Source organism: Chromohalobacter sp. HP20-39 (assembly GCF_033052815.1).
Taxonomy (GTDB): Bacteria; Pseudomonadota; Gammaproteobacteria; order Pseudomonadales; family Halomonadaceae; genus Chromohalobacter.
In genome coordinates this window covers 1-257 of sequence record NZ_JAWHTP010000858.1, presented here as the reverse complement: position 1 = coordinate 257, position 257 = coordinate 1, and the positions used below count along the sequence as shown (strand labels likewise).

Sequence of the window (257 nt, the reverse complement as noted above, 5' to 3'; positions counted from 1 at the left end):
CGGCGCTTCGCCGCGGTGAGCATCACGCGCAGCGGCCGCGCCGCCTTCAACCGGATCGCAGCCCTCGGCAGTGCGATCGAGGCGCGGCTGCTCGGCAGGCTTTCGCCGGGCGAGCGAACGATGCTCGATTCCGCGCTCACCCGGCTCGAGGCGGAAAGCGCGCGGATCGATGCGGGCGGCTGGCGCGCGCTGCTCAACGGCGACACGCCATGACGGCCGCATTGTTCGCGCTGACCGCACTGCTCTGGGGCGGCGGC

At 73.5% G+C, this 257-nt stretch carries 1 protein-coding gene; it reads left to right on the top strand.

Annotated features, from left to right (window positions below; genetic code table 11):
- Positions 1–213: hypothetical protein (locus tag RVY79_RS20405; RefSeq protein ID WP_317466412.1), on the top strand; the 213-nt coding region annotated here is incomplete at its 5' end.
- Positions 214–257: the final 44 nt, after the last annotated feature.